General features: G+C 63.1%; 12 protein-coding genes. All 12 read left to right on the forward strand.

The window, feature by feature from the left end; translation table 11 throughout:
- Positions 1-2: 2 nt before the first annotated feature.
- The 12 genes from paaH to paaZ all read left to right on the forward strand — a co-directional run bounded on the left by paaH (position 3) and on the right by paaZ (position 12,966).
- Positions 3-1,520 carry a 3-hydroxyacyl-CoA dehydrogenase PaaH gene (gene paaH, locus AC3WWR_RS11850; RefSeq protein WP_454866185.1) on the forward strand — a complete coding sequence of 506 codons (1,518 nt, stop codon included), beginning with the start codon at positions 3-5 and terminating at the stop codon, positions 1,518-1,520.
- Positions 1,513-1,962 (forward strand): hydroxyphenylacetyl-CoA thioesterase PaaI, encoded by a 450-nt coding sequence (gene paaI, locus AC3WWR_RS11855; protein WP_454866186.1) that lies wholly within the window; start codon positions 1,513-1,515, stop codon positions 1,960-1,962. Before paaH ends, paaI begins: the two co-directional genes overlap by 8 nt.
- Positions 1,955-3,166: a 3-oxoadipyl-CoA thiolase gene (pcaF, locus tag AC3WWR_RS11860; protein ID WP_492598715.1), complete on the forward strand. Its 1,212-nt coding sequence runs from the start codon at positions 1,955-1,957 to the stop codon at positions 3,164-3,166. The genes paaI and pcaF overlap by 8 nt, the downstream gene beginning before the upstream one ends.
- Before the next feature lie 99 nt (positions 3,167-3,265).
- Positions 3,266-4,591, forward strand: coding sequence for a phenylacetate--CoA ligase PaaK (gene paaK / locus AC3WWR_RS11865; RefSeq protein ID WP_454866188.1), 1,326 nt, complete (start codon positions 3,266-3,268; stop codon positions 4,589-4,591).
- A gap of 318 nt (positions 4,592-4,909) precedes the next feature.
- Positions 4,910-5,899, forward strand: coding sequence for a 1,2-phenylacetyl-CoA epoxidase subunit PaaA (paaA, locus tag AC3WWR_RS11870; RefSeq protein ID WP_020795550.1), 990 nt, complete (start codon positions 4,910-4,912; stop codon positions 5,897-5,899).
- A gap of 152 nt (positions 5,900-6,051) precedes the next feature.
- The gene (gene paaB / locus AC3WWR_RS11875) at positions 6,052-6,333 is read left to right on the forward strand and encodes a 1,2-phenylacetyl-CoA epoxidase subunit PaaB (RefSeq protein WP_020795551.1); all 282 of its coding nucleotides are present in this window, start codon (positions 6,052-6,054) and stop codon (positions 6,331-6,333) included.
- Positions 6,334-6,341: 8 nt separating this feature from the next.
- Positions 6,342-7,103 (forward strand): 1,2-phenylacetyl-CoA epoxidase subunit PaaC, encoded by a 762-nt coding sequence (paaC, locus tag AC3WWR_RS11880; protein ID WP_033043863.1) that lies wholly within the window; start codon positions 6,342-6,344, stop codon positions 7,101-7,103.
- Complete coding sequence (paaD, locus tag AC3WWR_RS11885) at positions 7,090-7,623, forward strand: 1,2-phenylacetyl-CoA epoxidase subunit PaaD (RefSeq protein WP_168758658.1); 534 nt, start codon at positions 7,090-7,092, stop codon at positions 7,621-7,623. Before paaC ends, paaD begins: the two co-directional genes overlap by 14 nt.
- Positions 7,624-7,654: 31 nt before the next feature.
- Positions 7,655-8,731, forward strand: a complete 1,077-nt coding sequence (gene paaE / locus AC3WWR_RS11890; protein ID WP_432668432.1) for a 1,2-phenylacetyl-CoA epoxidase subunit PaaE — start codon at positions 7,655-7,657, stop codon at positions 8,729-8,731.
- A gap of 193 nt (positions 8,732-8,924) precedes the next feature.
- Positions 8,925-9,233, forward strand: a complete 309-nt coding sequence (locus AC3WWR_RS11895) for a DUF485 domain-containing protein (protein ID WP_020795555.1) — start codon at positions 8,925-8,927, stop codon at positions 9,231-9,233.
- A complete protein-coding gene (locus AC3WWR_RS11900; protein WP_432668433.1) occupies positions 9,230-10,876 on the forward strand; it encodes a cation acetate symporter in 1,647 nt (548 codons plus the stop codon). The genes AC3WWR_RS11895 and AC3WWR_RS11900 overlap by 4 nt, the downstream gene beginning before the upstream one ends.
- 35 nt (positions 10,877-10,911) lie before the next feature.
- On the forward strand, positions 10,912-12,966 hold the full coding sequence (gene paaZ, locus AC3WWR_RS11905; protein ID WP_168758660.1) for a phenylacetic acid degradation bifunctional protein PaaZ: 2,055 nt from the start codon (positions 10,912-10,914) through the stop codon (positions 12,964-12,966).
- Positions 12,967-13,072: the final 106 nt, after the last annotated feature.

A 13,072-nucleotide genomic window follows, 5' to 3' on the forward strand; every position in this document is an offset into this window, starting at 1 on the left:
TCATGAGCGCATTGAACACTTCTGCACGCATCGCCGTGATCGGCGCCGGCGCCATGGGTGCCGGCATTGCCCAGGTCGCGGCGCAGGCCGGGCATCCGGTGTTGCTGCTGGACAATCGCCCCGGCGCTGCGGCCCAGGCCATTGAAGGCATCGATCGGCAACTGGGCAAACGGGTCGAGAACGGCAAGCTGCCCGCCGAGTCGCGCAGCGCAACCATCGCCCGCCTGCAGGCCGTGGAAGCCATCGAAGCCCTGGCCGATTGCGATTTGATCATCGAGGCCATCGTCGAGAACCTCGAGGTCAAGCGCGCACTGTTCCGCCAGCTGGAAGGCATCTGCAGCGCGCAGTGCATCCTGGCGAGCAACACTTCGTCGCTGTCGATCACCAGCATTGCAGCGCAGCTGCAACACCCGCAACGCCTGCTCGGCCTGCACTTCTTCAACCCGGCGCCCGTCATGGCGCTGGTGGAAATCGTCTCGGGCCTGGCCAGCGATCCGGCTTTGGCCGAGTGCCTGTACGACACCGCCAAGGCCTGGGGCAAAAAACCGGTGCACACCCGCTCCACGCCGGGCTTCATCGTCAACCGCGTGGCCCGGCCGTTCTACGCCGAAAGCCTGCGCCTGCTACAGGAAGGTGCCGCCGATTGCCCAACCCTGGATGCGCTGATGCGCGAGGCCGGCGGCTTTGCCATGGGCGCCTTCGAGCTCACCGACCTGATCGGCCATGACGTTAACTACGCCGTGACTTGCTCGGTGTTCGATGCCTGCTACCAGGACACGCGCTTCCAGCCGTCGCTGATCCAGAAAGAGCTGGTAGACGGTGGACGACTGGGGCGCAAGAGCGGACAGGGTTTCTACGCTTACGCCCAAGGCGCCGAGCGCCCGCAAGCGGCTGAAATCAGCAGTGCGGCGACCGTCGATGGTTGCGTTGCCGAAGGTGACCTGGGGTTCGCCCAAGGCCTGCTCGGGCGTCTGCAAGCGCAAGGCGTTGAAGTCCTCCAGCGAGATGGCCGCGGTTTGCTGCGCGTGGGTGATGCCGTGCTGGCCCTGAGCGACGGACGCATGGCCTGTCAGCGAGCCCGGGAAGACGGGTTGCGTAACCTGATTCTGCTGGATCTGGCGTTCGACTATGCCAAGGCCCAACGTATCGCTATCAGCCATGCAGCCGGCATTGATCCGCTGGCACTCGAACAAGGCGTTGCACTGCTGCAACGGGCCGGGCTCAAGGTCAGCCTGCTCAGCGACAGCCCGGCCCTCGCCGTCCTGCGCACCGTGGCGATGCTCGCCAACGAGGCCGCCGACGCCTTGTTGCAAGGCGTGGCCTCGGCCGTCGACATCGATCTGGCGATGCGCGCCGGGGTCAATTATCCCCAAGGCCCGCTGGCCTGGGCCGATGCCGTTGGTCTGCCGCACATCCTCAATACGCTGGACAACCTGCAAGCCGCTTATGGCGAAGAACGCTACCGGCCATCGTTGCTGCTGCGCCGCCGCGTAGCCGAAGGGAGAAACTTCCATGACTAACCACGAAGCGATGAACCTGGCCAGCGACTGCGCGCAAGCGTTGTTCCAGCGCGACAACGCCAGCCAGGCCATGGGCATGCGCCTGCTGTCCGCCGGCCCAGGCTCCGCTCGCGTGGGCATGATCGTGCGCGAAGACATGGTCCAGGGCCACGGCACCTGCCACGGCGGCTACCTGTTCGCCCTCGCCGACTCGGCATTTGCCTTTGCCTGCAACAGCTACAACGAAGCCACCGTGGCCATCGGCTGCAGCATCGACTACATCGCCCCGGCGCGCCTGGGCGACACGCTCAATGCCGACTGCATCGAGCAAAGCCGCTCCGGGCGCACCGGCAACTACGACGTACGCATTGAAAACCAGCAGGGCCAGTTGATCGCCCTGTTCCACGGCAAGTCCTACAAAGTGCGCGGCTCGGTGCTGGCGCAGGAGACCCCCAATGAATGACGCCCTGATCATCGACGCCGTTCGCACCCCGATCGGCCGCTACGCCGGAGTGCTGAGCAGCGTGCGCGCCGACGACCTCGGCGCGGTGCCGCTGCGCGAACTGCTGCGCCGTCACCCGCAAGTGGACTGGAACACGGTGGACGATGTGATCTACGGCTGCGCCAACCAGGCCGGCGAAGACAACCGCAACGTCGCACGCATGTCGGCACTGCTGGCCGGGTTGCCGGTCAGCGTACCCGGCACCACCCTCAATCGCCTGTGCGGCTCCGGGCTGGATGCGGTCGGCACCGCAGCGCGGGCGATTCGCAGTGGCGAAACCGGGTTGATGCTGGTCGGTGGCGTTGAATCGATGTCCCGCGCCCCACTGGTGATGGGCAAGGCCGAACAGGCGTTTTCCCGCGCGGCCGAGATGTTCGACACCACCATCGGCTGGCGTTTCGTCAATCCGTTGATGAAAAAGACGTACGGAATCGACTCCATGCCGGAAACGGCAGAGAACGTCGCCGAACAGTTCAACATCTCCAGGGCCGACCAGGACGCCTTCGCCCTGCGCAGCCAGCAACGCGCCGCCGCTGCCCAGGCCAACGGACGCCTGGCGAAAGAAATCGTCGCGGTGGAAATTCCCCAGCGCAAAGGCCCGGCCAAAGTGGTCGAGCACGACGAGCACCCACGCGGCGACACAACCCTTGAGCAGTTGGCCAAACTGGGCACGCCATTCCGCGAGGGCGGCAGCGTTACCGCCGGCAATGCCTCGGGCGTCAACGACGGTGCCTGCGCGCTGTTGCTGGCAAGCCCCGAAGCTGCCAAACGCCACGGCCTGATCGCTCGTGGCCGGGTGGTGGCGATGGCGACCGCTGGCGTCGAGCCGCGCATCATGGGTATCGGTCCGGTCCCGGCCACCCGCAAGGTGCTGGAGGTTACAAACCTGAGCCTGGCGGACATGGACGTGATCGAGCTCAACGAAGCCTTTGCCGCCCAGGGCCTGGCCGTCCTGCGCGAACTGGGCCTGAGCGACACCGACCCACGGGTCAACCCCAACGGCGGCGCCATCGCCCTGGGCCACCCGTTGGGCATGAGCGGCGCACGCCTGGTCACCACCGCCCTGCATGAACTGGAGGAGCGCAATGGCCGTTATGCCCTGTGCACCATGTGCATCGGCGTTGGTCAAGGGATCGCGCTGATCATCGAGCGTCTACCCCACTAAAGAATCGCGATTCCCGGGGTGCCGAGAGGTATCCTTGGGGCATGCACTCAAAGCCCCTGCATACAGGGGCTGGAACACAAAAACAATTCGAGTGAACACATGAACATGCCAATTGCCCAAGCCGTGCTAGATCCCATGCTGGACCCGCTGGAAACCGCCAGCATCGACGAGCTGCGCCAACATCAGCTGGAGCGCCTGCGCTGGAGCCTGAACCACGCCTACAACAATGTGCCGCTATACCGTCAGCGTTTCGATGCCCTGGGCGTGCACCCGGACGACATCAAGTCCCTCGACGACCTGGCGAAGTTCCCCTTCACCACCAAGTCCGACCTGCGCGACAACTACCCCTACGGCATGTTTGCCGTGCCGATGCATGACATCGTGCGCCTGCACGCATCCAGCGGCACCACCGGCAAACCGACCGTGGTCGGCTACACCCAGAACGACATCGACACCTGGGCCAACGTGGTTGCGCGTTCGATCCGCGCGGCGGGTGGCCGGCGTGGCGACAAGGTGCACATTTCCTACGGCTACGGGCTGTTTACCGGCGGCCTCGGTGCGCACTACGGTGCCGAACGCCTGGGTTGCACGGTGATCCCGATGTCCGGCGGCCAGACCGAAAAACAAGTGCAGCTGATCAAGGATTTCCAGCCGGACATCATCATGGTCACGCCGTCCTACATGCTCAATATCGCCGACGAGATCGAGCGCCAGGGCATCGACCCGCACAAACTGGCCCTGCGCCTGGGCATCTTCGGCGCCGAGCCATGGACCGCCGAGCTGCGCAGCGCCATCGAGCAACGCCTGGGCATCACCGCCCTGGACATCTACGGCCTCTCGGAAATCATGGGGCCCGGTGTCGCCATGGAATGCGCCGAGACCAAGGACGGCCCGACCATCTGGGAAGACCACTTCTACCCGGAAATCATCGACCCGGTCACCGGCGAAGTGCTGCCGGACGGGCAGATGGGCGAACTGGTGTTCACGTCCCTGAGCAAAGAAGCGCTGCCGATGATCCGCTATCGCACCCGCGACCTGACGCGCCTGCTGCCGGGCACTGCGCGGCCGATGCGGCGGATCGACAAGATCACCGGGCGCAGCGACGACATGCTGATCATCCGCGGGGTCAACGTGTTCCCGACGCAGATCGAGGAGCAAGTACTGAAAATCAAACAGCTTTCCGAGTGCTACGAGATCCATCTGTATCGCAATGGCAACCTGGACAGCGTTGATGTGCATGTCGAGTTGAAGGCCGAGCACCAGCACCTGAGCGAAGAACAGCAGAAGGCTGTTTGCGGGGAGCTCGGCAAACACATCAAGACGTACATCGGGATCAGTTCGCGAATCGTCCTGCAGCCTTTCCATTCGATCAAGCGATCCGAGGGCAAAGCCTGCCACGTCGTCGATAAACGCCCTAAAGCATGACTGCTGCACCCCTTTAGGCCCCGCTGATGCGGGGCTTTTTTTTGCCCCTTCACCGCCCTGCATGCACCTGTGGGAGCGAGCCTCTGTGGCGAGGGGATTTATCCCCGTTGGACTGCGCAGCAGTCACATTCTCCTGGGCCGCTCCGCGACCAACGGGGATAAATCCCCTCGCCACAGAGGCTCACCCCAAAAAACCAACCTTTCATCCCAAAGCGATACAAAAACAAATACGACACGTCATTTTCTGTTTGATATTAATTTCTGTATCGCTTATAAAGTTCTCCATGCCCTCGAACAGATTCACGGCGGGAGACCCCCATGTACGCACAGCTCGTAGAAACAGGCGTAAAGCGCATCAAAGACCTCTCGGAGATGTCCGATGAGGAGCGTGCCTTCCAGGAAAAAATCGATTCAGAAATCAAGATCGAAGCCAAGAACTGGATGCCAGATGCCTACCGGCAAACCCTTATCCGGCAGATTTCCCAGCACGCCCACTCGGAAATCGTCGGCATGCTCCCGGAAGGCAACTGGGTCACCCGCGCGCCGACGCTCAAACGCAAATTGCAATTGATGGCCAAGATCCAGGACGAAGCCGGTCACGGCCTGTACCTGTACAGCGCCATGGAAACCCTGGGGGCCGACCGAGATGAAGAGATCGCCAAGCTGCACAGCGGCAAGGCCAAGTACTCGAGCATCTTCAATTACCCGACGCTGAACTGGGCCGACATGGGCGCAGTGGGCTGGCTGGTGGATGGCGCGGCGATCGTCAACCAGGTGGTGCTGCAGCGCACCTCCTACGGCCCCTATTCCCGGGCGATGATCCGCATCTGCAAGGAAGAGAGTTTCCACCAGCGCCAGGGCTACGAAATCCTCCTGACCATGATGCGTCACGGCACTCAGGCGCAAAAAGACATGGTCCAGGATGCGATCAACCGCCTGTGGTGGCCGTCGCTGATGATGTTCGGCCCAAGCGATGAACACTCGCCAAACAGCGCGCAATCCATGGCCTGGAAAATCAAGCGCCAGAGCAACGACGAACTGCGCCAGCGCTTCATCGACCAGACCATCCCGCAGCTGGAACTGCTGGGCTGCACCTGCCCCGACCCGGACTTGAAGTGGAACGCCGAGCGCGGCCACTACGACTTCGGCGAAATCCAGTGGGACGAATTCTACGAAGTGCTCAAGGGCAACGGCCCGTGCAACACCGAACGCGTCGCTACCCGCCGCAAGGCGATTGAAGACGGCGCCTGGGTTCGTGAAGCCGCCGTCGCCCACGCCCGCAAAAAACAAAACAAGAACGCCGCTTGATTGATCTTCGGCGGCTTCCATGCCGCCAAAAGATCGCAGGCTGCGCCAGCTCCTACAGGAGCCGGTGATCCCATGTAGGAGCTGCCGAAGGCTGCGATCTTTTGATCTTCAGCCCCGTCAGCAAAAAACCGAACAGATGTGGAGTAACTGAAATGTCCGAATGGACCCTCTTCGAAGTCTTCGTGCGCAGCAAGCACGGCCTCAACCACAAGCACGTCGGCAGCGTGCATGCCGCCGACACCACCATGGCGATCGAGAACGCCCGCGAGCTGTACACCCGCCGTAGCGAAGGCGTGAGCCTGTGGGTCGTGCCCTCAAAGCTGATCACCGCCTCATCGCCGGATGAGAAAGACCCGCTGTTCGATCCGTCGGACGACAAGGTTTACCGCCATGCCAGCTTCTACGAGCTGCCGGCCGAAGTCGGGCACATGTGAGGTCGACCATGAATAACAAGACCGATCTGATCGAATACCTGCTGCGCCTGGGCGACAGCGCCCTGATCCAGGGCCAGCGCCTGTGCCAGTGGTGCGGCAAGGCCCCGGCGCTGGAAGAAGAGCTGGCGCTGATGAACGTCGGCCTCGACTTGGTGGGCCAGGCCCGCAACTGGCTGGACTACGCCGCCGAGCTGCTGGACGACGGCCGCGACGCCGACGACCTGGCGTTCCGCCGCGACGAGCGCGCCTATCGCAACCTGCTGTTGGTGGAACAACCTAACGGCGATTACGCGGTAACCCTCCTCAAGCAGTTCCTGTATGACGCCTGGCACCTGCCGGTCCTCCAGGGCCTGAGCCAGTCCAGCGATGAGCGCATTGCCGGGATCGCCGCCAAAGCGGTCAAGGAAGTCACCTATCACCTGCGCCGCTCCGGCGAGTGGGTCGAGCGTCTGGGTGACGGCACCGAGGAAAGCCACCAGCGCATGCTCGCGGCCATTCCCGAGGTCTGGCGTTTTACCGTTGAATTGATCGCCGCCGATGACAGCGAACAGCGCCTGTGCGAAGCCGGTATCACCCCGGACATCGCCAGCGTGAGGGCGCAGTGGCAAGCCAAGGTCAACGACATTTTCGCCAGCGCCACCCTGCCCGTGCCGGCAGCACCGAGCTATTTCTACCTGAATGCGCGCAAGGGCCTGCACACCGAGCACCTGGGAATCCTGCTGGCCGAAATGCAGTTCCTGCCACGAGCGTACCCCGATGCAACCTGGTGAGTTGATCGCCAGCGACCTCGGCGCCCGGCCGGCACAACCGAGCGACTTAACCGCCGCCTGGGCGATCCTGGCCGAGGTCATGGACCCGGAAGTCCCGGTGGTCAGCGTGGTGGACCTGGGGATCGTCCGCGATCTCGACTGGCAAGCCGGGCACTTGCATGTGGTGGTCACCCCGACCTATTCCGGATGCCCGGCGACCGAAGTGATCGAGGGTGATATCCGCCAGGCGCTGGAACAGGCCGGCTTCCAGGCACCGAACCTGGAGCGCCGCCTGACCCCGGCCTGGACCACCGACTGGATCACCGACAGCGGCCGCGAACGCCTGCGCGCCTACGGCATCGCACCACCTGAAGGCAGCACCAGCAAACGCAGCCTGCTCGGCGAAAGCCCGGTGATCGCCTGCCCGCAATGCGGCAGCGTCCACACCGAAGTGCTCAGCGAGTTTGGCTCCACCGCGTGCAAGGCGCTGTATCGCTGCGTCGATTGCCGGGAACCGTTCGACTATTTCAAGTGCATCTGAGCGGCGTCTGCCGTCCAGCTGGAGAACAACAATGAGCAAATTTCACAGCCTGACCATCAAGGATGTGCGCACCGAGACCCGTGACGCGGTGTCCATCGCCTTCGAGATTCCGCAGCACCTGCAGGACAGCTTTCATTACACCCAGGGCCAGCACCTGGTGATGCGCACCCAGCTGGACGGCGAGGAAGTGCGCCGCTCCTACTCGATCTGCACCGGCGTCAACGACGGTGAACTGCGGGTTGCTATCAAGCGCGTCGCAGGCGGTCGTTTTTCCGCGTTTGCCAACGAGCAGTTGAAGGCCGGGCACAGCCTGGAAGTGATGCCGCCCGCCGGGCATTTCAGCGTTGAACTCGATCCCGCCCGCCACGGCAACTACCTGGCCGTCGCCGCCGGCAGCGGCATCACGCCGATCCTGTCGATCATCAAGACCACCCTGGAAACCGAGCCCCACAGCCGCGTCACCCTGCTGTACGGCAACCGCTCCAGCTCCGGTGCACTGTTTCGCGAACAGCTGGAAGACTTGAAGAACCGCTATCTGCAACGCCTGAACCTGATCTTCGTGTTCAGCCGCGAGCAGCAGGATGTCGACCTGTATAACGGCCGGATCAACGCCGAGAAATGCGAGCAGCTGTTCAGCCGCTGGCTCGATGTCGAAGCCCTCGATGCCGCCTTCATCTGCGGTCCGCAGGAAATGACCGAGACCGTGCGCGACAGCCTCAAGGCCAAGGGCATGGCGCCTGAGCGCATTCATTTCGAATTGTTCGCCGCCGCTGGCAGCCAGCAGAAACGCCAGGCCCGCGAAGCCGCCCGCCAGGTCGATGCGGCGGTCAGCCAGATCACCGTGATCAGCGATGGCCGTGCCCTGGCCTTCGACCTGCCGCGCAACAGCCAGAGCATCCTCGATGCCGGCAACGCCCAGGGCGCCGAACTGCCCTACTCGTGCAAGGCCGGTGTGTGCTCGACGTGCAAATGCAAGGTCATCGAAGGCGAAGTGGAAATGGACAGCAACCACGCCCTGGAAGACTACGAAGTGGCCGCCGGCTATGTGCTGTCGTGCCAGGCCTTCCCGATCAGCGACAAGGTGGTGCTGGATTTCGATCAGCTCTGATATCCGATCTACCGGACTTACACAAAACCCTGTGGGAGCGGCGGTGCGACGATTCGACTTGCCCGCGAAGAGGCCATCAGATTCAACATTGATGTCGCCTGATATTCCGTCTTCGCGGGCAAGCCCGCTCCCACAATGATCTGTGTTGTATCCCATAGCTGCGCCCACAACAAAAAAAACAAAGGACACCACCATGAGCCCCCAAGACATAGAACTCATCCACCAGCACCCCCACTTCATCCAGCTGGTACGCCGCAAGCAGGCGCTGTACTGGTCCCTGTCGCTGATCATGCTGGTGATCTATTTCGGCTTTGTCCTGCTGGTGGCGTTCTCCCCCTCCACCCTCGGCCAGTCCCTGAGTGGCGGCGTGACCACCGTGGGCATGCTGGTGGGTGTGGTGATCGTGGTGCTGGCCTTTGCCTTGACCGGTTTCTACGTCTATCGCGCCAACAACGTGATCGACCCGCTGAATGAAAAACTCAAGCAGGAGTGCGCCCGATGAGCCGTCTTCTTGCGTTGTTCCTGTTGCCGCTGGCTCTGGTCACCGATCTTGCGGTAGCCGCCGAGGGCGCGTCCCGTCCACTGAACTGGAACGCCATCGGCATGTTCATGCTGTTCGTCCTGTTCACCCTCGGTGTGACGCGCTGGGCCGCATTGCGCACCCGCTCGGCCAGTGACTTCTACACCGCTGGCGGCGGCATGACCGGCTTCCAGAACGGCCTGGCGATTGCCGGCGACATGATCTCGGCAGCATCCTTCCTCGGCATTTCCGCGATGATGTTCCTTAACGGCTACGACGGTTTGCTCTATGCATTGGGCGTCCTGGCCGGCTGGCCGATCATCCTGTTCCTGATCGCCGAACGCCTGCGCAACCTCGGTAAATACACCTTCGCCGACGTGGTCTCCTATCGCCTGGAACAGACGCCCGTGCGCCTGACGTCGGCCTTCGGCACCCTGACCGTGGCACTGATGTACCTGGTGGCGCAGATGGTCGGCGCTGGCAAGCTGATCGAATTGCTGTTCGGTATCGATTACCTCTACGCGGTGATGCTGGTCGGCGTGCTGATGGTGTTCTATGTCACCTTCGGCGGCATGCTCGCCACCACCTGGGTGCAGATCATCAAGGCGGTGATGCTGCTATTCGGTACCAGTTTCATGGCGTTCATGGTGCTCAAGCATTTCGGTTTCAGCACCGAAGCGATGTTCGCCGGTGCTACCGCCGTGCACGCCAAAGGCCGCGCGATCATGGCCCCCGGCGCCTTGCTGTCCAATCCGGTCGATGCCATTTCCCTGGGCCTGGGCATGATCTTCGGCACCGCCGGCCTGCCGCATATCCTGATGCGTTTCTTCACCGTCAGCGATGCCAGGGAAGCACGTAAAAGCGTGTTCTACGCTACTGGTTTCATCGGCTACTTCTACTTGCTGCTGATCATCGTCGGCTTCGGTGCGATCGTCATGGTCGGCACCGATCCGGCGTACCGCGATGCCAGCGGCGCGATCATCGGCGGCGGCAACATGGTCGCCGTGCATTTGGCCCAGGCGGTCGGCGGCAACCTGTTCCTCGGGTTCATCTCGGCGGTGGCCTTCGCCACCATCCTGGCGGTGGTGGCCGGGCTGGCGTTGTCCGGCGCCTCGGCGGTGTCCCACGACCTGTATGCCTGCGTGATGCGCAAGGGCCAGGCCAGCGAGCAGCAGGAAATGCGTGTATCGCGAATCGCCACCCTGTGCATTGGTGTGCTGGCGATCATCCTTGGCCTTTTGTTCGAATCGCAGAACATTGCCTTCCTGTCCGGGCTGGTGCTGGCCATCGCGGCCTCGGTGAATTTCCCGGTGCTGTTCCTCTCGATGTACTGGAAAGGCCTGACCACCCGTGGCGCGGTCAGCGGCAGCCTGATGGGGCTGGTGTCGGCAATCGTCTTGCTGGTGCTGAGCCCGGCGGTGTGGGTCAACGTGCTGCATCACGACCAGGCACTGTTCCCCTATTCCAACCCGGCACTGTTTTCCATGAGCCTGGCCTTTTTCAGCGCCTGGCTGTTTTCCGTCACCGACCGTTCGCCACGTGCCGCCCTTGAGCGCGGCCGTTACCTGGCGCAGTTCATTCGTTCCATGACCGGCATCGGCGCTTCGGGCGCCAGCCAACACTAATTCTTAACTTGATGACCAAACCCGGAGCATTTGCAATGTCCCACGCCCCTACCCTGCAAAGTTTCATCGCCGGCCGCTGGATCGGCCAACAAGGCGCACAAATCCTGCGCAGTGCCATCGACGGCCATGAAATCGCACGCACCCATGAAGAGCGTCCGGACTTCGCCGAAGCCATCGAACACGGCCGCCGCCAAGGCGTCAGCGGCCTGATGGCGCTGGACTTCCAGCAACGCGCCCAGCGTCTCAAGGCCCTGGCCCTGTACCTGGCCGAACGCAAGGAACAGCTCTACGCGATATCCCACCACAGCGGCGCGACCCGTGCCGACAGCTGGATCGACATCGAAGGCGGCAACAGCACGCTGTTCACCTATGCCAGCCTTGGCTCGCGTGAACTGCCATCGGGCAACGTCGTCCACGAAGGCCCGGCGCTGCAATTGAGCAAGATGGGCACCTTCGCCGGCACCCACATCCTGGTGCCACGCGGCGGTGTCGCGGTGCACATCAACGCCTTCAACTTCCCAATCTGGGGCATGCTGGAAAAATTCGCGCCGAGCTTCCTCGCCGGCATGCCGTGCATCGTCAAGCCAGCCAGCGCCACCAGCTACCTGACCGAAGCCGTGGTGCGCCTGATGGACGACTCCGGCCTGCTCCCGGCGGGCAGCCTGCAGCTGATTATCGGCGGCACCGGTGACCTGCTCGATCGCCTGCAAGGCCAGGACGTGGTGACCTTCACCGGTTCCGCCGACACCGCGGCCAAGCTTCGGGTCAACCCGAACCTGATTCGCAATTCGGTGCCGTTCACTGCCGAAGCCGACTCGCTGAACTGCGCGATCCTCGCTCCGGACGTCACCCCGGATGACGAAGAGTTCGAGCTGTTCATCAAGGAAGTCGCCAGGGAGATGACCACCAAGGCCGGGCAGAAATGCACCGCCATCCGTCGCGCCATCGTCCCGGCCAAGCACATCGATGCAGTGGCCACTCGCTTGCGTGATCGCCTGGCCAAAGTGGTGGTCGGCGACCCGTCGGTAGAAGGCGTGCGCATGGGTGCGTTGGCGTCCCACGATCAGCAGAAAGACGTGGCCGAACGCCTGGAAATGCTGTTGCAGAGCAGCGACCTGCTGTTCGGCGCCCGCGACGGTTTCGAACCTCGCGGCGAGAACGTCGATAAGGGCGCGTTCTTCGCCCCGACCCTGTTGCAGGCCCGCGACCCGCACGCCGAAGGTGGCGCTCACGACATCGAAGCGTTCGGTCCAGTCAGCACCCTGATGGCTTACGACGATCTGGACGAAGCACTGGCCCTGGCCGCACGCGGCAAAGGCAGCCTGGTGGCAAGCCTGGTGACCAAGGATCCGCACATCGCCGCCAAAGCGATTCCAGTGGCCGCGGCCCTGCACGGCCGTCTGCTGGTACTTGACCGCAACTGCGCCGGTGAATCCACCGGTCACGGTTCGCCACTGCCACAACTCAAGCACGGCGGCCCGGGTCGTGCCGGCGGCGGTGAAGAACTCGGCGGCCTGCGTGCGGTGAAACACTACCTGCAACGCGCGGCGGTACAAGGCTCGCCGACCATGCTGGCAGCGGTCACCGGTGAATACGTACGCGGCGCCAAGGTCATCGAAACCGAAGTGCACCCATTCCGTCGCTATTTCCAGGACCTGCAGATCGGCGAGTCGCTGCTGACTCACCGTCGCACCGTCACCGAGGCGGACCTGGTGAACTTCGGTTGCCTGTCGGGCGACCACTTCTACATGCACTTCGACGACATCGCGGCCAAGGAATCGCAATTCGGCAAGCGCATCGCCCACGGCTACTTCGTGCTGTCGGCAGCAGCCGGCCTGTTCGTATCCCCTGGCGTCGGCCCGGTCCTGGCCAACTACGGCCTGGACACCCTGCGCTTCATCAACCCGGTCGGCATCGGCGACACCATCCAGGCGCGCCTGACCTGCAAACGCAAGATCGACCAGGGCAAGAAGAGCCCGCAAGGCGTTCCGCAAGGGGTGGTGGCGTGGGATGTGGAAGTGACCAACCAGCTCGGCGAGCTGGTGGCCAGTTATGACATTCTGACCCTCGTAGTCAAACGCGAAGACTGACCTGCCTCACCTGATCATTCCCACGCTCCGCGTCACTAGTGTCCGGTAAAAACCGAAGGGGGAGCTTGCTCCCCCTTGCTGTTGGCGGCCGTCAGTCATAATCGGA

Source organism: Pseudomonas sp. EB271-G4-1 (genome assembly GCF_058791355.1).